Source organism: Bacillus sp. 5RYD7K (genome assembly GCF_059831465.1).
On sequence record NZ_CP191200.1, the window covers coordinates 2,027,629 to 2,049,638 of the forward strand.

Here is a 22,010-nt window from a genome sequence, read left to right on the forward strand (position 1 = left end):
CCCCCCATTCTGAATGAATGGGGGGTTTTTTTATTTTTGTTTCTGCTTCTCTATAATCGCAAACAGCTCGTGAAGATCGCTGATCACATAATCAGGCGTAATGTCTGTTTCATTTTTCTTATTCGTCCGGTTTACCCACACCGTCGTGATGCCTGCCCGTTTCGCTCCCAAAATATCAGTGTTGAGATTATCTCCGACCATTATGGCATCTTCTTTTTTCAGCTTCAGGAGGCTGAGGCAATGTTCAAATATAGAGGCGTCGGGTTTCCCTTTTCCGAAAGCGCCTGAGATGACGATTTCATTGAAATAAGGCGCAAGCTCAGGGACGCCGGCAAGCTTTTCTTTCTGCAGGCTGGGATCGCCGTTTGTCAGCAGAAGCAGTTCATAAACACCTTTCAGCTTATCAAGCACCGCAAATGTTTCATCATACACATACGGGCGCTGTCTGCGTTCCGCCGCGAAAAACTCCGCCAAATATTCGCCGTAAGCCGCATCGTCTATGCCGACACTTTTTAAGCCGTTCGTCCAGGCGTTTCGTCTGTATTCCGGCGCAATCTGATTCAGCTGTTTAAATCCTTCGCTGACCGGCTCGGAAAAATTCGCCCACAACCCTTCAAACGGATTAATGCCGATCATGACCGTATAAGGATAGGTTTCGTATGACATATACAATTCCCGTGCCGCTTTCCGAACCGCTTCTTCAAAAGTGTGCGGGTCAAGGCCATATTTTTTTTCCGCTTGTAAACATGTTTCCCTGAATGTTGTTCTGACGCTCTTTTCATCCCATAACAGTGTATCGTCCAAATCAAAAAATACGGCTTTCATGATCTTCTCCTCTTTGGTATATTCTTAAACTCTCTGCCGCAAGGCTCCCGTTTATTCTACAATAGATACATAGACTGCGAAAGATTTGTTTTCAGATGATTTGAAAAAAACAGGCAGATTTGTGTCATATTCTGTCTCAAGCGTTAAAACGTGATAAAATAAAATTTGAAAGAACAGGTGAAAAAGCATGCTGCATTTGATCATTATGATGCTGGAAAGAGTCGGAATAATCGTCATATTGGGCTTTGTTCTGGCTCATACCAGATTGTTCAGACAGGCGCTCCAGCAGCCTGAGAGCTATAAAGGCAAAGCGGTGCTGATTTCAATTTTCTCGCTGTTCAGTATCATCAGCAACTATACGGGAATAGAAATTCAGCAGAATACAATTATGAATAATGACTGGGTGTTTCAAATTAATCCGTCCGGTTCAATTGCCAACACGCGGATTATGGGTGTTGAAATCGGCGGACTCTTGGGCGGCCCGTATGTAGGGATCGGTGTCGGCATACTGTCCGGCCTGCATCGTTTATCACTGGGCGGCGCGACCGCAGTCAGCTGTGCCGTCTCATCCGTTTTAGCGGGGGTTTTGTCCGGCTGGATCGGGCGGTATTTCAGAAAACGCTATGCAATGCCGACACCGCGAGTGGCCGCGCTGGTCGGGCTCGGGATGGAATCATTGCAAATGCTGCTCATTCTGTTAATGGCCAAGCCGTTTTCTGACGCTTGGACGCTAGTGAGCATCATTGGCATCCCGATGATATTGGTAAACGGGTCAGGGACTTTTATTTTTCTTTCGATCATTCAATCGATGATCCGGAAGGAAGAACGGGCAAGAGCTCTTGAAACCCACAGGGTGCTGATGATTGCCGACCAGACGCTTCCGTTTTTCCGTCAGGGGCTGAATGAAAGCTCATGCAAAAGCGTCGCTGCCATCATCCACAGGCAAACAGGAACGGACGCGGTATCGCTTACGGATAATGAAAAGATTTTAGCTCACGTCGGCGCGGGTGCCGATCATCATATTCCGTCTGAAAGCCTGATCACCGGATTGTCAAAACGCGTCATTAAAACGGGGCAAATTATGAAAGCGACATCAAAGGAAGAAATTGAATGCACGCACGATCCCTGTCCGCTGCATGCGGCGATCGTATTGCCGCTGACGTCAAACGGCAAAACAATCGGGACGCTGAAAATGTACTTTAAAAGCCCGTCAGGTTTAAGCAGGGTTGAAGAAGAGCTCGCAGAGGGGCTCGCCATGCTGTTTTCCACCCAGCTTGAACTCGGCGAGGCGGAACTGCAGAGCAAATTGCTGAAAGATGCAGAAATAAAGGCGCTTCAGGCACAGGTCAATCCGCATTTTCTGTTTAATGCAATCAATACGATTTCTGCTCTTTGCCGTACGGATGTGGAAAAAACCCGAAAGCTTCTGCTGCAGCTCAGTGTCTATTTCCGTTCCAACCTGCAGGGCGCCAGGCAGCTGCTCATCCCGCTTTCTAAAGAACTGAACCATCTGCAGGCATATTTGTCATTGGAGCAGGCCCGTTTTCCCGGGAAATATAAAATCAGTCTTGAAATTGAAAACGGTTTGGAGGACATCGAAATTCCTCCTTTTGTGCTGCAGATCCTCGTCGAAAATGCGCTCCGCCATGCATTTTCAAGAAAGCAGGACAGCTGTGCCGTTAATGTCAGCGTGGTATCCGCCGGCCCGTCGGTTTTAATGCGGGTGGGGGACAATGGGCGGGGAATTGATCCGGAATTGCTGTCCGTTCTCGGAAACCGTCCGCTGCCGTCTAAAGAAGGAACGGGAACCGCGCTTTATAATTTAAATCAGCGGCTGATCGGGCTGTTCGGTCCTGAAGCCGCTCTGCGATTGGAAAGTGAACCCCAAAAAGGTACGGACGTATCATTTGAGCTGCCTTTGAAACTGATGACTAAAGGAGAAGAACATGCTGAAGGTGTTAATCGTTGATGATGAAATGCTGGCAAGGGATGAATTAGCTTATTTGCTGAAACGGACGAATGAAGTAGATGACATAAACGAGGCGGAAAATATTGAATCCGCTTTTGACAGCATGATGGATCAAAAACCGGATCTGCTGTTTTTGGATGTTGATTTGTCAGGAGAAAACGGATTTGACATTGCCAAGCGGCTGAAAAACATGAAAAATCCGCCGGCTGTCGTTTTTGCGACGGCGTATGACCAATATGCATTAAAGGCCTTTGAAGTCGATGCGCTCGACTATTTAACAAAGCCTTTTGATGAAGAAAGAGTCCGCCAGACAATCAGAAAGTTTAAAAGAGTGAAGCAGGACAGGGCAGAAGCCGTCTCAGAACAGCCGTCCGCAGCCGGAGCGCATAAGCTTGCGGTATCAGCCGGCGAATCCATTGTCATTTTAGATACGAAGGATATTATTTTTGCGGGCATGGAGGACGGGCACGTTTCCGTCAAAACGTTTGCCGCGTCTTATTCCGTTCATGAAACCTTGGCTGTCATTGAGAAAAAACTGCCTGAGACGGGCTTCTTGAGGGTGCACCGCGCGTTCATCGTGAATACGGAGCATATTACGGAAATTCATCCGTGGTTTAATTCGACCTACAATCTGATTTTAAAAGACGGCTCTAAAATTCCCGTCAGCCGTACATACGCAAAGGACTTAAAAAAGCTGCTTCATATTATATGAGGCGGCTTTCTGCATTTCAGCAGCCGTTTTTTGCATTTCAGATTGAATATTCTGCCGTTTGTGGTGAAAGCGCTTAATAAGTCGGTTTCTTTTTTATAATGGACCTAACTTAGAGAAAGAGGTGAAGAAAATGAGTGCGAAAAAAGTGTACGGATTTCTGACACAAGCATTTATTTTTGCCGGCATTATGCTCATATCTAATGGGATTGCAGCGATTGTCCCCATTCCTATACCCGCTTCCGTAGTAGGTTTGGTGCTATTATTTGTCCTTTTATGCCTGAAAGTGATAAAACTTGAACAAGTAGAAACGCTGGGAACATCATTAACGTCACTGATCGGATTTTTATTTGTCCCGTCGGGCATCTCCGTGATGAATTCACTTGGCGTCATGCAGCAGTACGGCGTGCAGATCGCACTCGTCATCTTACTCGCCACCATCATTCTGTTAGGGGCGACGGGCCTTTTTTCTCAGCTGATTCTGTCAGTCAGCCAAAAACGTCAGAAGGCAGCTCCGGCTGATAAACAAACGGTGCGCCGTTCCAATCAAGAAAATGAACTTGTGCAGCATTAGGAGGGAAATCGGATGAGTCCATATTTCGGTATTGTCGTTTCACTTGCGGCCTTTGGCATCGGTACGTATTTATTTAAAAAAACGAAAGGATTTTTCCTCTTTACCCCGCTGTTTGTCGCGATGGTGCTTGGCATCCTTTTTCTGGAACTCGGCGGTTTTTCATATGAAGATTATAAAAGCGGCGGAGACATTATTAAGTTCTTCCTGGAGCCCGCGACGATTGCTTTTGCCATTCCTTTATACAAACAGCGTGACAAGCTGAAAAAATACTGGTGGCAGATCATGTCATCTATCATTGTCGGCTCTATCTGCTCAGTCACGATTGTCTATCTGATCGCAAAAGGCATTCATCTTGACGCGGCCGTTATGAAAAGCATGCTTCCGCAGGCGGCGACAACGGCAATTGCCCTTCCGCTGTCAAAAGGGATCGGCGGCATCACCGACATCACTGCTTTCGCCGTCATTTTCAACGCCGTCATTGTCTATGCTCTCGGGGCTTTATTCTTAAAACTGTTTAAAGTGAAACACCCGATCTCTAAAGGACTGGCTCTCGGCACTTCCGGACACGCACTCGGTGTTGCGGTCGGTATTGAGATGGGAGAAGTAGAAGCGGCAATGGCAAGTATCGCGGTTGTCGTCGTAGGCGTGGTGACGGTGCTGGTCATCCCGGTATTCGTTCAGCTCATTGGTGGATAAACCCGGATCATACATCCGGGTTTTTTTATTGTCCGGCCCATCCGCGCACGGCAAAGAACGAAATTTCACATTTTTCCTTGCGCTCCCCCCGGTGCCGTGTTAAAATGAAAAAGTTGATCCGGATAAGTCATTCTTGACTAACGCTCCGGTATTGTGTAGAATAGTTATTGAATTGAATATAAATCACAAGCAGAGGCACCCGCTTCTCACCTGATTGACACATTCATGTAGTTGGCAGGTTGACCGTACATTTTTATTTATGCAGATGTTCGTAGTGTGGGTGTGTTGTCATGCCCGCACTTTTTGTTTGCCTGCAGAATGCAGTCAAAACGCGTTGTGAATCAATTCGAAGAAACTATGGAGGTGGCTCATTATTAGCAAAGATCAATTGGTTAATGAGGGTATCCGTGCACGTGAAGTTCGTCTGATCGGACAAAATGGCGATCAGCTCGGCATCAAGTCCCGTCAGGAAGCACTTGAAATCGCCGGCCGCGCAAATCTTGACCTTGTGTTAGTTGCAGCAAATGCAAAACCGCCTGTCTGCCGCATCATGGACTACGGTAAGTTCAGATTCGAGCAGCAGAAAAAGGACAAAGAAGCACGCAAAAATCAAAAAATCATTAACTTAAAAGAAGTTAGATTAAGTCCGACAATCGATGAGCATGACTTTAACACGAAATTGCGCAATGCGATTAAATTCCTTGAAAAAGGCGATAAAGTGAAAGCTTCTATCCGCTTTAAAGGGCGCGCAATCACTCATAAAGAAATCGGCCAGCGCGTATTGGACCGTTTCTCTGAAGCATGTGCGGAAGTTGCGACAGTCGAAACAAAACCAAAAATGGACGGCCGCAGCATGTTCTTAATGCTCGCGCCGAAAAACGAAAAGCAATAAGGAGGAAATCCCATGCCAAAAATGAAAACTCACCGCGGATCTGCTAAACGTTTTAAAAAGACAGGTTCTGGGAAGTTAAAACGTTCTCATGCATATACAAGTCACTTATTCGCCAACAAATCCCAAAAGCAAAAGCGTAAGCTTCGCAAGGGTGCTATTGTAAGCGCAGGAGACTTCAAACGTATCAAACAACAGCTTGCTAACATCAAGTAATCGGACAAGGAACAATTAGGAGGGAAATATAATGCCAAGAGTAAAAGGCGGAACTGTGTCGCGTCAGCGTCGTAAAAAGGTTCTTAAATTAGCAAAAGGTTATTTCGGTTCAAAACATAGATTATACAAAGTAGCAAACCAGCAGGTCATGAAATCTGGAAACTACGCTTTCCGTGACCGTCGTCAGAAAAAACGTGACTTCCGTAAGCTTTGGATCACTCGTATCAACGCAGCTGCTCGTATGAACGGTCTTTCTTACAGCCGTTTAATGCACGGTCTTAAGCTTTCAGGCATCGAAGTAAACCGCAAAATGCTTGCTGATCTTGCTGTAAACGATCTTACTGCTTTCAATCAGCTTGCTGATGCTGCTAAAGCTCAGTTAGACAAGTAAGTTGAAAAAAGCCGCTCTCTTTCCGGGAGCGGTTTTTTTCGTAAAGGGTGACAATCAATGGCTCTCTTCATTTATGCCGTACTGATAAACGGATACGGCTTTTGGATCATGGGCGCTGATAAAAGAAGAGCGAAAGCGCACAGGTGGAGAATATCAGAGAAACGAATATGGCTCACAGCCGCCATGTTCGGCTCACTCGGCGTATGGCTCGGCATGCGCACCTTCAGGCATAAGACAAAGCACAAAGCTTTTTTATACGGGGTGCCGCTGCTTTTTCTCGTTGAAGCCGTCCTTGTGCTGATCTATTTGAATGATAAATAAAAAGCAGGAGGGCTCAGCGCCCGCCTGCTTTTTTTGCTTTTTTAATGGGCTGGTCCCAATCAATCTTGCAATTCGGGTACCGCTCCAATACCTTTTTCTCAACTTCTTCGAAATCATCTGCAGAAAAGCTGCTCAGCTTTTCCGGAGTCTCGGTCCATACAAATATCGTATGAATAAACAGCGGATGGTCTTTGGAAGGGATATGCTTCTCTCCTTCAAAGAGCACTCCTTTATAAGTAAGCTGGAGATTTTTTCGCGTGTTTTTCTGTTCATCAATAAAATAAAAATTTTCTTTTGATTGTGCCAGTCTGAGCCTTCTCTTCGGGTTTGCGTAGAATTTGACCGCCATGTAAATAAAATAAATAAGAAGTGCAAGCAAGACAATCCTGAATACTGTAATGGCCATCTGTGTGAAGGCACCTCCTCACCTTTGTCATGATCTGATGTAATACGAAAAACAAAACAAAAGGTTTCATTTTTTTATAAGAAATAGATAAAAACATTTACCCGTTTTTCAGGCGAATTAATCGTATGCTTTAGCATTGGTTCTGTATAATAAGAAGGGTAGTGAAAAAAGGAGGTTTATTGATGACAAAATTAGATGAAACGCTCACCATGCTGAAAGCGTTAACGGACGCAAAAGGGATACCGGGAAACGAGAGAGAAGTAAGACAAGTGATGAAATCATACATAGAACCATTTGCCGATGAGGTCACAACCGACCGGCTGGGAAGCTTAATCGCCAAAAAAACCGGTGAAGAAAACGGTCCGAAAATCATGATCTCAGGCCATTTAGACGAAGTCGGTTTTATGGTGACGCAAATCACTGATAAAGGCTTTCTCCGCTTCCAAACCGTCGGCGGCTGGTGGTCTCAGGTGATGCTGGCCCAGCGCGTCACCGTCGTGACAAAAAAAGGAGACATCACGGGAATCATCGGTTCGAAGCCGCCGCATATTTTACCGCCTGACGCCAGAAAAAAAGCCGCCGATATCAAAGAGATGTTCATCGATATCGGAGCGTCCAGCCGTGAAGAAGCAATGGAATGGGGCGTTCTTCCGGGTGACCAGGTTGTGCCGTATTTTGAATTTACAGTGATGAACAATGAAAAACATTTATTGGCGAAAGCATGGGACAACCGTATCGGCTGTGCGATTGCCATCGATGTATTAAAAAATCTGAAAAACAGCGATCATCCGAATGAAGTATACGGAGTAGGAACGGTTCAGGAAGAAGTCGGGCTGCGCGGGGCTAAAACAGCGGCGCATACCATCCAGCCTGATATCGCGTTCGGTGTGGATGTCGGAATTGCCGGAGATACACCGGGAATTTCTGAAAAAGAAGCGCAAAGTAAAATCGGCGAAGGGCCGCAAATTATTCTGTATGACGCATCTATGGTCTCTCACAAAGGGCTGCGCGACCTTGTCGTAAACACGGCGGAAGAAGCGGGAATTCCGTATCAATTCGATTCCATTGCCGGAGGCGGCACGGATTCAGGTTCCATTCATTTAACCGCAAACGGAGTGCCGGCGCTGTCCATTACGATCGCAACACGCTACATTCACACTCATGCCGCTATTTTGCATCGGGATGATTATGAGAATACGGTAAAATTGATCACAGAAGTAATTAAAAAATTAGACCGGGAAACGGTTGACCGTATTACATATCAATAATGATACGGAAGAATCTGCTTTTTTTAAGCAGATTCTTTTTTTGTCTGTACAAATATAATCACGATGGCTACAATAAAAAAAGACATAGAAAAATCTTACAGAACATTTTTGTAAGCGTTTTAAAAAAGGGAGGGGTTATGAAATGAAAAACAGATTCAAACGCATGATCCGCTTTTCGTGCGCAGCCGTCACAGCCGGGCTGCTGCTGCTGTCTTCGTCCCCGGCATCTGCCGCGTTTTGGGGTGCGTCGAATGAATTGCTGCACGATCCGACAATGGCGAAAGAAGGAAACACGTGGTACGCGTTCGGAACCGGTTTGGAAGGTGAGAGGGGGCTTCGCGTCTTAAAGGCGGGCAGCGGCGGCGTGTGGACCGTTCAGAAATCAATTTTTACTTCCCCGCTGTCTTGGTGGGGCAATTACGTGCCGAATTACGGGCTGAATCAATGGGCCCCCGATGTTCAATTTTATAACGGAAAGTATTGGCTGTACTATGCCGTTTCTTCATTCGGCAAAAATACTTCCGCGATCGGTCTCGCTTCATCAGCAAACCTCAGTTCAGGAAACTGGAAGGACGAAGGGCTCGTCATCCGTTCGACAAGCGCCGATCATTACAATGCAATTGATCCGGAGCTGACAATTGATAAAGACGGAAATCCATGGCTTGCCTTCGGTTCTTTTTGGAGCGGCATCAAGCTGACAAAGCTCGATAAAAACACAATGAAACCGACCGGATCCCTTTATTCCATCGCCTCAAGACCGAATAACGGCGGAGCTTTGGAAGCGCCTGCCATCACCTATCAGAACGGCTACTATTACTTAATGGTGTCATTTGATAAATGCTGTTCAGGGGTGAATAGTACGTACAAAATTGCTTATGGAAGATCCAAAAGCATCACCGGTCCATATCTTGATAAAAGCGGGAAAAGCATGTCAGAAGGCGGAGGGACGATTCTTGATTCCGGCAATGACCGCTGGAAAGGCCCGGGCGGCCAAGACATTGTGAACGGAAATATTTTAGTGCGTCATGCGTATGATGCCGAAAACAGCGGAATCCCGAAGATGCTCATCAATGATATCGATTGGAGTTCAGGGTGGCCATCCTATTAATTGAGCAGCCGGGCATGTGTGTCCGGCTTTTTACTTGCAATAAAAGATTGACAGTTTGATTCCTCCTTAACTATAATAAAATTGTTCGTACAAATAAAAGGTTAAAAGTTTAATATTTTAATTTATACGTATATTTTTAAATGCAAGCGCTTTATTTTGACAGGAAGGGGAAATGAATGTGCTTCAGAACAAAGAATATGAATTTTGGTTTGTGACGGGGAGCCAGCACTTATACGGAGAGGAAACGCTACAGCTTGTCGATCAACACGCAAAAGGGATATGTGACGGTCTCGGCGGAGTGTCATCAAGATACAAGATCAGGCATAAAGCGGTTGTTACGTCATCTGAAACAATCAGAGAGGTTTTGCGGGAAGCGCAGTATCAAGAAGACTGCGCCGGGATCATCACGTGGATGCATACATTTTCTCCGGCGAAAATGTGGATTGAAGGTCTTTCCGCCTTTCAAAAGCCGATGCTTCATCTGCATACCCAATATCATCGTGACATTCCGTGGGAAACGATTGATATGGATTTTATGAACAGCAACCAATCCGCCCACGGAGACCGGGAATACGGATATATCCAGTCAAGAATGGGGCAGACGAGAAAAGTCATTGCAGGTTATTGGGATGACGAAGAAGTTAAACGTGACATTTCACAATGGATGAATACTGCTGCCGCTTGGAATGAAAGCAGGCATATTAAAGTTGCCCGGTTCGGCGACAACATGCGGAATGTAGCCGTGACTGACGGAGACAAAGTCGGCGCCCACATTCAATTCGGCTGGCAGGTTGACGGATACGGAATCGGCGATCTTACCGAGGTGATGAACAATGTCACCGATGCAGAAATTGAAGCGCTTTATGAAGAATACGACAAATTGTATGTCATCAGCGACGAAACGAAACAGGATGAAGCAAAAGTTTCTTCCATTAAAGAACAGGCGAAAATTGAACTCGGGTTAACGGCTTTTCTTGAACGGGGCGGATATACAGCGTTTTCGACCTCCTTTGAAGTGCTGCACGGAATGAAGCAGCTTCCGGGGCTTGCCGTTCAGCGTCTCATGGAAAAAGGGTACGGATTTGCCGGCGAAGGCGATTGGAAAACGGCTGCCTTGGTGCGAATGATGAAAATAATGGCGGACGGAAAACAAACCTCCTTCATGGAAGATTACACGTACCATTTTGAGCCGGGGCGTGCGATGATTCTCGGATCACATATGCTTGAAGTATGCCCGACAATTGCCCTTGATCGACCGAAAATCGAAGTCCATCCTCTCTCAATCGGGGGAAAGGAAGACCCAGCCCGATTGGTCTTTAACGGAATCGGCGGTTCAGCCATCATCGCAAGTATCATTGACATCGGAGGGCGGTTCCGTCTCATTCTGAATGAAGCGGAAGGCAGGGAAATTGAACATGACATGCCGAATCTGCCTGTGGCGCGGGTGCTGTGGAAGCCTGAGCCTTCGCTGAAAACGGCTGCGGAAGCATGGATTTTGGCGGGAGGCGCCCATCATACCTGTATGTCCTTTGGGCTTACGGCTGAACAGATGCTTGACTGGGCTGAAATGGCAGGCATTGAAAGCATCTTTATTTCCCGCAATACCGAAATACGCGAGCTGAAAAAAGAGCTGAAGTGGAATGACGTATTATACCGGCTGGGAGGGAATTGATATGGCGTATACAATTGGTGTAGATTTCGGCACATTGTCCGGCAGGGCGGTGCTTGTCAATGTCCGGACAGGAGAAGAAATCGCATCCGCGGTCAAAGAATACACTCATGCCGTTATCGACCGTACGCTGCCGAAAACGGGGGAAAAGCTCCCTCGTGACTGGGCGCTTCAAGATCCCGCCGATTATATTGAAGTATTGGAAACGGCGATTCCGAGCCTGCTTCAGCAATCGGGCGCTGATCCAAAAGATGTGATCGGCATAGGAATTGATTTTACGGCCTGCACCATTTTGCCGGTAGACGGCGCGGGACAGCCGCTTTGTATGCTTCCGGAATTTGAACGGGAGCCTCACAGTTATGTGAAGCTGTGGAAGCATCATGCGGCTCAAAAGCATGCAGACCGTTTGAACGCGATTGCCGAAGACACAAAAGAAGAATTTCTCAAAAGATACGGCGGTAAAATTTCTTCTGAATGGATGATCCCCAAAATCATGCAAATTGCGGAAGAAGCGCCGCATATATACGAGGCGGCAGATCGGATTGTGGAAGCGGCAGACTGGATCGTCTATCAATTGTGCGGTTCATTGAAGCGGAGCAACTGCACGGCCGGCTACAAAGCAATTTGGAATGAGGAGACGGGATATCCGCCTGATCATTTTTTCGAAAGGCTCAATCCATTAATGAAAACGATTACAAATGATAAATTAAGCGGAACCATATATTCAGTCGGAGAAAAGGCAGGAGGACTGACCGAAAAAATGGCGGAGCTGACCGGGCTTTTGCCGGGGACGGCCGTTGCCGTCGCCAATGTTGACGCTCACGTGTCAGTGCCAGCGGTCGGCATTACAGAGCCGGGGAAAATGCTGATGATCATGGGAACGTCTACCTGTCATGTGCTGCTCGGCGAGGAAGAACATATCGTCCCCGGTATGTGCGGAGTTGTCAATAACGGCATCTTGCCTGGATATGCGGGATATGAAGCGGGGCAGTCCTGTGTCGGCGACCATTTTGAATGGTTTGTTAAAACGTGCGTTCCGAAAGAGTATGAGAAGGAAGCCGAGGAAAAACAGATTGATATTCACGAGCTTTTAAGCGAAAAAGCAGCTGAGCTTGCTCCGGGGGAAAGCGGTCTTCTCGCGCTTGACTGGTGGAACGGAAACCGGTCAACCTTGGTGGACGCCGATTTGACGGGGATGATGCTCGGCATGACGCTGCACACGAAGCCGGAAGAAATCTACAGGGCATTGATTGAAGCGACGGCGTTCGGAACGAGGATGATTATCGAAACGTTCCGCGAAAACGGCGTTCCGGTCGAAGAGCTTTACGCAGCCGGAGGAATCGCCGAAAAAAATCCGTTTGTCATGCAGATTTATGCAGACGTCACAAATATGGATATTAAATTATCCGGGTCTCCGCAGGCGCCGGCACTGGGCTCCGCGATTTTCGGAGCGCTCGCTGCGGGACGGGAAAACGGGGGTTTCTCCAATATTGCTGAGGCTTGCGCACATATGGGGAAATTAAAAGACGGCTTTTATGTCCCGAATCGGGGGAGAGCTGAGATTTATGACAGCTTATATGCGGAATATAAAGAGCTCGTTCACTACTTCGGCAAAGAAAACAATGTCATGAAACGCCTGAAAGCCATTAAAAACCGTGAGTTCGCGAAAGGGGAGAGCCGCCATGCTTGAAGCGTTAAAAGAAGAAGTGCTCGCCGCCAATCTGAAGCTTGAGGAACATAATCTTGTCACGTTTACATGGGGAAATGTCAGCGGCATTGACAGAGAAAGCGGGAGAATCGTCATTAAACCGAGCGGTGTCGATTACAGTGAGCTGACCGCAGACAAACTGGTCGTCCTGAATGAAGACGGAGACATTCTGGAAGGCTCTCTGAAACCGTCTTCTGACACGCCGACCCATCTTTATCTGTATAAAGCTTTTCCGGCTGTCGGCGGAATCGTTCATACTCATTCCCGCTGGGCGACGAGCTGGGCACAGTCAGGAAGAGACATTCCCGCGCTCGGAACGACTCACGCGGATTATTTTGAAAGCGCTATACCCTGTACGAGGGAAATGTATGAAGAAGAGATTGTGAAAGATTACGAATATCATACAGGCAAAGTCATAGCTGAAACCTTTCAAAATGAATCGTATGAACAAAATCCGGGTGTTCTTGTCCACAGCCACGGCCCGTTCTGCTGGGGAACGGACGCGCTGAATGCCCTGCATAACGCTGTAGTGCTCGAAACCGTGGCGGAAATGGCCTACCATTCGCTTATGCTGAACAAACAGCTTAATCCGATCGACAGAGTCCTGCATGACAAGCATTTTTACAGAAAACACGGGGCGAATGCTTATTATGGCCAATCTTAATGCATCCGGGTTTCTGATTGATTTAGACGGAACCGTATTCAGGGGGCAGGAGCTGATTGACGGCGCAAAAGAAGCCATTCACACCCTTCAGTCCCTGGGCAAAGCCGTTGTCTTTTTAAGCAACCGCGGCAATCTATCAAGAGCCATGTGCCAAAAGAAACTGCTTGGTGCCGGTATCCGCACGGATGAACGGAGCATCGTGCTGTCCTCCAGTGTGACGGCATCATTTTTAAAGAAGCATTATCCTTTGTCAAAGGTGTGGGTGTTAGGAGAGAAAGGGCTGACGGATGAACTCGCTTTAGCGGGTGTCACCATGGCGCAAAAACCGCAGGCGGCAGACTGGCTTGTTATCTCTTTGCATGAAACCGTCACCTATGAGGATCTGAATCTCGCTTTTCAGGCAGCTTCCTCCGGCGCGCGCATCATCGCCACAAACCGGGACCGCTCGTTTCCGAATGAAGGCGGCCATGCTATGGACGTTGCGGGAATGATCGGGGCCATTGAGGCATCTGCCGGAGTAAAAACGGAGCTTGTCGTCGGCAAACCGTCTTGGCTGATGGCTGAGGCAGCATGTGAAGCGCTCGGGCTTTCCCCGGGAGAATGCGCAATAATCGGAGACAGCCTCGAATCAGATATCGCAATGGGAAGGCTGTACGGGATGAAAAGCGTATTGGTTCTGACGGGATCGGCAAAACTTGGGGAGACCCGTCTCTATGAGCCTGACATCGTGCTCGATTCTATTAAAGACCTGACAGAATTAGCGAAGGGGGGAATCCTTTTATGAAACTTTCTCCGGCGGACATTCAATCCGAGTTTAATAAGGAAGGAGGCAGCCGCTCTCCTATTCAAATAGAAGACATCATCATCGGAGCGGATGCAAAAGAAGAGCTTTTCAGATTTCTTCAAAAAAAATGCTGGAAACATCCGGCGATCGTCTGTGACCGGAACACTGACGAAGCGGCGGGAGGGATGCTTGCGGACGAATTGAAGGCCGGCGGAATCAAAGCGGCAAAGATCATCATTCCGGAGCATGAATCAGGAACCGCGGCGGCTGATGAAAGGACACTGATCTATACGCTGATCAACATCGCGGAAGAGACGGATGTCATCATTGCGGCCGGGTCAGGAACGATTCACGACATTACGCGGTTTGCCGCCTGCCAGCGCGGTTTGCCGTTTATCTCATTCCCCACCGCTCCTTCAGTCGACGGATTCACATCGGCTGGAGCGCCGCTCATATTAAACGGCATCAAAACGACGATTCAGACGAAAGCGCCGATCGCCTTATTTGCGGATACGAATCTATTAAAAGAAGCGCCGCGCGCAATGACAGCCGCGGGCTTCGGCGACATGCTCGGAAAAATAACTTCGCTGGCAGATTGGGAGATCTCCCGGAAGCTTGCGGATGAGCCTTACTCAGAAGCCGGGGCGAAACTTGTGAAAGACGCGCTTTGGCAGTGCATTGATCACCGCGCTGACATTGCCATGGGAACAGAGGCCGGCATTCGCATCCTGATGGAAGCGCTGATCGTTTCGGGTCTTGTCATGCTTGCCCTTGATCACTCCCGTCCCGCCTCAGGAGGAGAGCATCACATCTCGCATTGGATTGAGATGGAATTGCTGAAGACGAAACAGCCTCCGATTCTCCACGGTGCGAAGGTGGGCTGCGCGTGCGCGGTGCTGAGTGATATTTACAAAGATCTGGCCTGTTACGAAAAGCTTGCAGAACTTCCGCCGCACTTTCGCGAGGCGGTTCAATCAGCATATGAAGGGCTTCCTGACGGCAAAACAATTGCCGGGTGGCTCACATCTGCCGGAGGTCCCGCCAGTTTTGATGAAATTGGTGTAAAACAGGACCTTGTCAGCGACGCCCTTAAGCACGCACACACACTGCGAGACCGTTATACCGGCTTAACCATCATAAATGAAAATGCAGCGCTCTTTGCACATCATTCGCCGCACGGCCTGAAGCGGAAGGGGGAATGACATGAAAAAAACGACCGCTGTATGTTTGGCGCTGATGATGTTTTTATTGTTTACCGCCGGCTGTTCACAAGAACGGACTGCCGGCAGTGCGGGAGAAACGGAGCTGACATTTTGGACGTTTAACGGACTGCACGAACAGTTTTATCAGGAAATGGCCAAAGAATGGAATCAGAAATATCCGGAGCGCAAAATTAAGCTGAATACCGTTGTTTATCCTTATGGACAAATGCATGATAATCTATCCGTTTCCCTGATCGCGGGCGAAGGGCTTCCTGATATAGCCGACGTGGAATTAAGCCGGTTCTCGAACTTTCTGAAGGGGAAGGATATCCCGCTTGCCGATCTGACTCCGCTGATTGAAAACGACCGCGATAAGTTTGTGGAAGCGCGCCTGGCCTTATACAGCAAGAACGGCAGACTGTACGGCCTTGACACACATGTAGGGACGACCGTGATGTTTTACAACATGGATATTATGAAAAAGGCGGGCGTTGATCCCGCGTCGATTAAGACATGGGAGGACTACCGGCGGGCGGGGAAAAAAGTGCGCGAAATCGCGGGGAAACCGATGGGAACGGTTGAAACAAATGACTCCGCCACATTTCTTTCCATGATTTCGCAGCAAGGATCAGGCTACTTCAGCAAAAACGGAAAGTTGATTTTGAACAATAAAACGAATATAGACACATTGAATGACTTAAAGGACATGGTAAATGATAAAACCCTTCTGCCGGCTCCCGGCGGCGGCCATCACAGCGAAGAATACTACGGTTTTATGAATCAGGGCGGGGCAGCGTCAGTGTTGATGCCCATCTGGTACATGGGACGGTTTATCGATTATATGCCTGATTTAAAAGGGAAAATGGCAATTTACCCTATGCCGGCCTGGAAAGAAGGCGGCGACAGATCAGCGGGCTTGGGCGGAACAGCCACCGTCGTACCGAAACAGGCTGAACATCTGAAGCTCGCGAAAGAATTTCTCGGATTTGCGAAAGGTTCAAAGGAAGGAAATATTAAGCTGTGGACGGTGCTCGGCTTTGATCCGCTCCGCTGGGACGTGTGGGATTCAAAAGAATTGAAGGAGAAAAATAAGTACACGGATTTCTTCCGGAACGGTACATCCATTTTTTCCACGCTCCTTGAAGTAAAAGATGAGATCAATCCGATTTATTTGCATGAAGACTTCTCTAAAGCGGCTGATCTCGTCGTCAGACAGGTGCTGTTCGATGCGCTGAAGACGCAGGAAAAAACACCTAAGGAAGCCTTGGACGAGGCGGCGCAGCAATTGGAAAAATAAGCAGCCGCCCATTTTAACGGAGAAAGCGGGGGAGCTTTTATGAGACCTGTAAAGACAGAGGCAGCGCAAACCGTTTCCGCAGCCCGGAAGAAGCCGCGCCGGCGCAATGTGCTGTATTCCAAAAAAGCGGCGCCTTATCTTTTTACGGCGCCTTTTATCATTTCGTTTCTCGTTTTCTTTTTGTATCCGATCATCAGCGTGTTTATCATGAGCTTTCAGCGGATACTGCCGGGAGAAGCTGCATTTGTCGGGTTTTCCAATTACACCGCTCTTCTTAATCCAACCTTTTACACCGCACTGTTTAATACATTGGAATATACCTTCTGGACGCTGATCGTGCTGATTCCGGTGCCGCTTCTTTTGGCGGTGATTCTGAATTCGAAGCTCGTCAGATTCAGAAATGTGTTTAAATCGGCACTGTTCGTACCGGCTTTGACATCGACGATCGTCGCGGGGATTATATTTCGGCTGATGTTCGGAGAAATGAATACGTCGCTGGCAAACGAGCTGATGATGAAGCTTGGCGTATCGCCTCAAAACTGGCTCAATAACAAAGGAACCGGCATGTTTTTAATGGTGCTGCTTGCGTCATGGAGATGGATGGGCATTAACATTCTCTATTTTCTGGCCGGATTGCAAAACGTGCCGAAAGAATTATATGAGGCTGCTGAAATTGACGGGGCGAGTACGTGGAAAAAGTTCCGGCATATTACCCTCCCGTTTTTAAAGCCGGTATCCGTTTATGTGTTAACGATCAGTATGATCGGCGGTTTCAGAATGTTTGAGGAAAGCTATGTGCTTTGGCAGAATAATTCCCCGGGCAATATCGGCCTCACGCTTGTCGGTTATTTATATCAGCAGGGGCTTGCGTACAACGAAATGGGGTACGGGGCCGCAATCGGAATTGTCCTTTTGCTTGTCATCTTACTAGTCAGCCTTGTGTCGCTGAAACTGTCCGGTTCGTTTAAAGGGGAGGGATAAGTGGTGCGTAACAATCACATGTTTTCCGTGTACAGAGTCGCGTTTACCTTGTTTTTTATCATGTTGAGCCTGCTGTATATCTTTCCGATGATCTGTCTATTGCTCGGTTCATTAAAGCCGTCATCTGAGCTGATGCGCATCGGACTGAATCTGCGTCTTGATCCGGATGTGATGAGCCTTGATAACTACACGTATTTGTTCAACGGGGGAAGCATTTATTTTAAGTGGTTTTTTAACAGCTTGCTGCTCGGCGTTCTCACCACGGTTCTCACGCTGTTTTTTTCCTCAATGATCGGCTACGGACTCGGTGTGTATGAGTTTAAAGGCCGAAATGTTATTTTCGTTCTTGTGCTGATCATTATGATGGTGCCTCTTGAAGTGATGATGCTTCCGTTATTTAAACTGACGGTGGGGCTTCATTTGATTGATTCTTATACGGGAGTGATTCTGCCGTTTATTGTGTCGCCTGTCGCCGTATTCTTTTTCAGGCAATACGCGCTCGGCCTCCCGAGGGATCTGCTCGATTCAGCGAGAATGGACGGCTGCACGGAATTCGGCATTTTCTTCAGAATTATGGCGCCGCTTATGAAACCGGCATTCGGAGCGATGATCATTCTCCAATCTTTAAACAGCTGGAATAACTTTTTATGGCCGCTGATCGTGCTTCGGTCGAAGGAAATGTTTACGCTTCCAATCGGGCTGTCAGGGCTGCTGAGTCCGTACGGCAATAACTATGACATGCTGATCTCCGGTTCCGTTTTTGCGATACTGCCGGTGATTATCATATTCTTGTTTTTCCAAAAATACTTTATTTCCGGCCTGACAGTCGGCGGAGTGAAGGGATAGAGAGAGGGAGGAAACATAATGAAAAAAGCGGGAATTACAGCAGATAAAGAATACATCATCGGTGAAGTGGACAAACGGATGTACGGATCATTTATAGAACATATGGGCCGGGCGGTGTATGAAGGCATTTATGAGCCAGGACACCCGAAAGCCGACAAGGACGGGTTCAGAACAGACGTACAGGAGCTGATCAGAGAATTACAGGTGCCGTTCATCCGCTATCCGGGAGGGAATTTTCTCTCGGGCTACAATTGGGAAGACGGCGTCGGACCGGTGAAGGACCGACCGCGGAGGCTTGATCTTGCATGGCAGACGACAGAAACGAACGAAGTCGGGACGAACGAATTTTTAACGTGGGCAAAAAAAGTGAACGCCGAAGTGAATATGGCGGTCAATCTCGGGACGAGAGGCATCGATGCCGCCCGGAACCTCGTCGAGTACTGCAACCATCCTGGAGGGTCATACTGGAGCGACTTGCGAAAATCGCACGGCTATGAAAAACCTTACGGCATAAAAACGTGGTGCTTAGGAAATGAGATGGACGGCCCTTGGCAGATCGGGCACAAAACAGCGCATGAATACGGACGGCTCGCCGCTGAAACGGCGAAAGTGATGAAATGGACGGACCCGACGATCGAATTGGTGGCCTGCGGAAGCTCAAACAGCGGCATGCCGACCTTCATCGAGTGGGAGGCGGAGGTGCTTGAGCATACGTACGAGCATGTGGATTACATCTCACTGCATACGTATTACGGCAACCATGAAAATGATCTTGAAAACTATTTAGCGAAGTCGATGGATTTAGACCATTTTATCAAATCTGTCACAGCCGTATGTGATTATATGAAAGCGAAAAAACGGAGCAAAAAAACGATTCACCTTTCTTTAGATGAATGGAATGTGTGGTATCACTCAAATGAAGCGGATAAAAAAGTGGAGCCATGGATTACGGCCCGGCCGATTCTCGAAGACATCTACAATTTTGAAGATGCACTGTTGATCGGTTCACTGCTGATTACGATGCTGCAGCATGCGGACAGACTAAAGATCGCCTGTCTCGCCCAGCTTGTCAACGTGATTGCGCCTATCATGACTGAAAAGGGCGGAGAAGCATGGAGACAGCCGATCTTTTATCCTTACATGCACGCCTCTGTCTACGGGAGAGGGACTTCGATGAAGCTGCTGATTACCTCCCCGAAATACGACTCGGCGGACTTTACGGATGTGCCGTATGTTGATGCCGCGGCCGTTTACCATGAAGAAGATGAAGCCCTGACCATTTTTGCTGTCAACAAAAGCAAGGAACTGATGGAAACGGAGATCAAGCTGAGAGGGTTTGAAGATTACCGCATCATTGAGCATATCGTGCTGGAGCATCAGGATATGAAAGCGACCAATCAAAAAAACAGAAAAGAAGTCACGCCTCACTCAAACGGAACGTCTTCGGCAAATGCTGAAGGGATAACGGCTCATTTTACTCCGCTGTCCTGGAATGTCATCCGTTTATCAGGCAAATAATGTTCCGAAAAGCCGGGCTGCGCCGCCGGCTTTTTTTACGCAAAAATCATCTCCTGTTATCTGATAATTGTGATAATATTTAGAAAAAGAGAAAAGGGGCTGGGATTAAATGAATGCGATTACAATCGTCATAGCGTCTATATGTATTCTGGCGATCGCCTATCGGCTTTACGGTACCTTTATGATGGTCAAAGTATTAAAAATCAATGATCAGACACCGACTCCGGCCCATGTGCTTGAGGATGGGAAAGATTATGTGCCGACGAATAAGTGGGTGTCATTCGGCCACCACTTCGCGGCAATCGCCGCTGCCGGCCCGCTTGTCGGACCGATTCTGGCAGCTCAGTTCGGCTATCTGCCCGGGCTTTTATGGCTGTTAATCGGGGCGGTGATCGGAGGAGCCGTGCACGATATTGTCGTATTGTTTGCATCAATGCGGAAAAACGGGAAAACGCTTTCTGAAGTCGCCAAAGAAGAGCTCGGCCCGGTGGCGGGTTTTTGCACGGGTCTTTCGATGCTGTTTATCATTACGATCACGATGGCGGGTCTGTCCATGGTTGTGCTGCACGCGCTTGAGAAAAACCCGTGGGGAACGTTTGCGGTGGGGATTACGATTCCGATCGCGATGGGGGTCGGCCTCTACTATAAAAAAACGGGCAATCTCAAACTCGCATCAACTGTCGGTTTTCTTTTGTTAATGGCCGGTGTTGTAATCGGGCCGCGGCTGCAGACAACGGCTCTCGGGGACATGCTGACACTGGATGCGAAAACACTCGCGGTGGCGCTTCCCGTCTATGCTTTTTTCGCCGCGGCGCTTCCGGTTTGGCTTTTGCTTGCCCCGCGTGACTATTTAAGCAGTTTTATGAAAATCGGGGTATTTGCCGCTTTGATCGCCGGCGTCTTTTTCGTCAATCCCGCCGTTAAATTCCCGGCCGTAACGGAGTTTATTCACGGCGGCGGACCGGTGATCGCGGGACCTGTCTGGCCGTTTATTTCAATAACGATTGCCTGCGGCGCTATTTCAGGCTTTCATGCGTTTGTCGGTTCCGGCACAACGCCGAAAATGCTGGATAAATGGAGTGATATAAAGCCGGTTGCTTTCGGAGCGATGCTTGTTGAATGTCTCGTCGGGATTATGGCGCTCATAGCAGCCGCCGCACTTGAGCCAGCCGATTATTTTGCCATTAACAGCACGCCGGAAATTTTCCGCGCCCTTGGGATGAATGTCGTCCATCTGCCTGAATTGAGTAAAGAAATCGGGCTCAGTCTGGAAGGAAGAACGGGCGGCGCTGTTACGCTTGCCGTCGGAATGACGTATATCTTTACGGAGATTCCGTTTTTCAGTCATTTGGCTTCATACTTTTTTCAATTTGTCATTATGTTTGAAGCGGTGTTTATTTTAACGGCGATTGATGCGGGAACCCGTGTCGCCCGCTACTTGATCCAGGAGTTTTTCGGAGAGGTGTATAAGCCGCTGAAAAAAACAGACTGGCTGCCGGGTTCGATTTTCTCAAGCGCGCTCGCCTGCCTGCTATGGGGCTATCTTCTGTATTCGGGCGACATCAGCTCCATTTGGGCGCTGTTCGGCGTGTCCAATCAGCTTATGGCGTCTGTCGGATTAATCATCGGTGCGACTGTCGTATTGAAGATAGCCGATAAGCGGCGCTATATGCTGACGTGCCTGATTCCTCTCGCTTATTTGTACGTGACCGTCAACTATGCGGGTTATTGGATGGTGCGGTATGTGTATTTGAATCCCGAAGCGGCGGGATACAACGTGCTGAATGGCGTTTTATCCATTATCATGCTCATTCTCGGGCTTGTGATTATCATTGCGGCTGTGAAAAAATGGGCGAATGTATGGCGTGATCCGAGTGCGAGACTGGAAGCTTCAATACCCGGATAAATCCGCGGCCGTCCGAACATTGCAGCATCATAAAAAAGCAGAGAGCCGATCGGTCTCTCTGCT

The 22,010-nt window shown here is 48.1% G+C and carries 22 protein-coding genes and 1 other annotated feature; of the genes, 20 read left to right on the forward strand and 2 right to left on the reverse strand.

All coding sequences use genetic code 11. The features are described 5' to 3' along the window. Positions 1-30 precede the first annotated feature (30 nt). Complete coding sequence (locus ACQE26_RS10200) at positions 31-825, reverse strand: HAD family hydrolase (protein ID WP_060964584.1); 795 nt, start codon at positions 823-825, stop codon at positions 31-33. Between the two features lie 187 nt (positions 826-1,012). Between ACQE26_RS10200 and ACQE26_RS10205 the strand changes: the two genes are divergently transcribed. From ACQE26_RS10205 to ACQE26_RS10240, 8 genes are all read left to right on the forward strand, one after another. Beyond that, a complete protein-coding gene (locus ACQE26_RS10205) occupies positions 1,013-2,794 on the forward strand; it encodes a LytS/YhcK type 5TM receptor domain-containing protein (RefSeq protein WP_500469235.1) in 1,782 nt (593 codons plus the stop codon). Continuing rightward, positions 2,772-3,506, forward strand: a complete 735-nt coding sequence (locus tag ACQE26_RS10210; protein WP_060964586.1) for a LytR/AlgR family response regulator transcription factor — start codon at positions 2,772-2,774, stop codon at positions 3,504-3,506. The genes ACQE26_RS10205 and ACQE26_RS10210 overlap by 23 nt, the downstream gene beginning before the upstream one ends. Before the next feature lie 130 nt (positions 3,507-3,636). Then, positions 3,637-4,077 (forward strand): antiholin-like murein hydrolase modulator LrgA, encoded by a 441-nt coding sequence (gene lrgA, locus ACQE26_RS10215; RefSeq protein WP_016938627.1) that lies wholly within the window; start codon positions 3,637-3,639, stop codon positions 4,075-4,077. 12 nt (positions 4,078-4,089) lie between these two features. Further along, complete coding sequence (lrgB, locus tag ACQE26_RS10220; RefSeq protein ID WP_060964588.1) at positions 4,090-4,773, forward strand: antiholin-like protein LrgB; 684 nt, start codon at positions 4,090-4,092, stop codon at positions 4,771-4,773. A gap of 181 nt (positions 4,774-4,954) precedes the next feature. After that, positions 4,955-5,085 (forward strand) — a sequence feature (ribosomal protein L20 leader region). 58 nt (positions 5,086-5,143) lie between these two features. Then, entirely contained in the window at positions 5,144-5,665 is a 522-nt protein-coding gene (gene infC, locus ACQE26_RS10225) for a translation initiation factor IF-3 (protein ID WP_071543361.1), read from the forward strand. A 12-nt stretch (positions 5,666-5,677) separates the two neighbouring features. Further along, the gene (rpmI, locus tag ACQE26_RS10230) at positions 5,678-5,878 is read left to right on the forward strand and encodes a 50S ribosomal protein L35 (protein ID WP_003152493.1); all 201 of its coding nucleotides are present in this window, start codon (positions 5,678-5,680) and stop codon (positions 5,876-5,878) included. Positions 5,879-5,909: 31 nt separating this feature from the next. After that, a complete protein-coding gene (rplT, locus tag ACQE26_RS10235; RefSeq protein ID WP_007613019.1) occupies positions 5,910-6,269 on the forward strand; it encodes a 50S ribosomal protein L20 in 360 nt (119 codons plus the stop codon). Positions 6,270-6,326: 57 nt separating this feature from the next. Continuing rightward, on the forward strand, positions 6,327-6,590 hold the full coding sequence (locus tag ACQE26_RS10240) for a DUF1294 domain-containing protein (protein WP_438420365.1): 264 nt from the start codon (positions 6,327-6,329) through the stop codon (positions 6,588-6,590). 13 nt (positions 6,591-6,603) lie between these two features. Here ACQE26_RS10240 and ACQE26_RS10245 read toward each other — a convergent pair whose 3' ends face one another. Then, positions 6,604-6,996 (reverse strand): hypothetical protein, encoded by a 393-nt coding sequence (locus tag ACQE26_RS10245; protein WP_016938630.1) that lies wholly within the window; start codon positions 6,994-6,996, stop codon positions 6,604-6,606. A 182-nt stretch (positions 6,997-7,178) separates the two neighbouring features. On the opposite strand from ACQE26_RS10245, the gene ACQE26_RS10250 reads away from it, so the two are divergent. The 12 genes from ACQE26_RS10250 to cstA all read left to right on the forward strand — a co-directional run bounded on the left by ACQE26_RS10250 (position 7,179) and on the right by cstA (position 21,947). Beyond that, positions 7,179-8,264 (forward strand): M42 family metallopeptidase, encoded by a 1,086-nt coding sequence (locus ACQE26_RS10250; RefSeq protein ID WP_016938631.1) that lies wholly within the window; start codon positions 7,179-7,181, stop codon positions 8,262-8,264. A gap of 142 nt (positions 8,265-8,406) precedes the next feature. Next, the gene (gene abnA, locus ACQE26_RS10255; RefSeq protein WP_064777657.1) at positions 8,407-9,372 is read left to right on the forward strand and encodes an arabinan endo-1,5-alpha-L-arabinosidase AbnA; all 966 of its coding nucleotides are present in this window, start codon (positions 8,407-8,409) and stop codon (positions 9,370-9,372) included. Between the two features lie 178 nt (positions 9,373-9,550). Then, positions 9,551-11,044 (forward strand): L-arabinose isomerase, encoded by a 1,494-nt coding sequence (gene araA, locus ACQE26_RS10260; protein WP_500469242.1) that lies wholly within the window; start codon positions 9,551-9,553, stop codon positions 11,042-11,044. 1 nt (position 11,045) lies between these two features. Further along, on the forward strand, positions 11,046-12,731 hold the full coding sequence (gene araB / locus ACQE26_RS10265; protein ID WP_500469244.1) for a ribulokinase: 1,686 nt from the start codon (positions 11,046-11,048) through the stop codon (positions 12,729-12,731). Continuing rightward, the gene (araD, locus tag ACQE26_RS10270) at positions 12,724-13,413 is read left to right on the forward strand and encodes an L-ribulose-5-phosphate 4-epimerase (protein WP_500469246.1); all 690 of its coding nucleotides are present in this window, start codon (positions 12,724-12,726) and stop codon (positions 13,411-13,413) included. Before araB ends, araD begins: the two co-directional genes overlap by 8 nt. Next, a complete protein-coding gene (gene araL / locus ACQE26_RS10275; protein WP_500471484.1) occupies positions 13,391-14,197 on the forward strand; it encodes a sugar-phosphatase AraL in 807 nt (268 codons plus the stop codon). Before araD ends, araL begins: the two co-directional genes overlap by 23 nt. Further along, positions 14,194-15,399, forward strand: coding sequence for a sn-glycerol-1-phosphate dehydrogenase (locus ACQE26_RS10280; RefSeq protein WP_500469248.1), 1,206 nt, complete (start codon positions 14,194-14,196; stop codon positions 15,397-15,399). The genes araL and ACQE26_RS10280 overlap by 4 nt, the downstream gene beginning before the upstream one ends. A gap of 1 nt (position 15,400) precedes the next feature. After that, positions 15,401-16,696 carry an arabinooligosaccharides ABC transporter substrate-binding protein AraN gene (araN, locus tag ACQE26_RS10285; protein WP_500469250.1) on the forward strand — a complete coding sequence of 432 codons (1,296 nt, stop codon included), beginning with the start codon at positions 15,401-15,403 and terminating at the stop codon, positions 16,694-16,696. 39 nt (positions 16,697-16,735) lie between these two features. Further along, positions 16,736-17,677, forward strand: a complete 942-nt coding sequence (gene araP / locus ACQE26_RS10290; RefSeq protein WP_500469251.1) for an arabinooligosaccharides ABC transporter permease AraP — start codon at positions 16,736-16,738, stop codon at positions 17,675-17,677. 18 nt (positions 17,678-17,695) lie between these two features. Beyond that, positions 17,696-18,523 carry an arabinooligosaccharides ABC transporter permease AraQ gene (araQ, locus tag ACQE26_RS10295; protein ID WP_060965126.1) on the forward strand — a complete coding sequence of 276 codons (828 nt, stop codon included), beginning with the start codon at positions 17,696-17,698 and terminating at the stop codon, positions 18,521-18,523. A gap of 18 nt (positions 18,524-18,541) precedes the next feature. Then, complete coding sequence (gene arfA / locus ACQE26_RS10300; RefSeq protein WP_438420357.1) at positions 18,542-20,041, forward strand: arabinosylfuranosidase ArfA; 1,500 nt, start codon at positions 18,542-18,544, stop codon at positions 20,039-20,041. Positions 20,042-20,150: 109 nt separating this feature from the next. Further along, positions 20,151-21,947 (forward strand): carbon starvation protein CstA, encoded by a 1,797-nt coding sequence (gene cstA, locus ACQE26_RS10305; protein ID WP_500469253.1) that lies wholly within the window; start codon positions 20,151-20,153, stop codon positions 21,945-21,947. Positions 21,948-22,010: the final 63 nt, after the last annotated feature.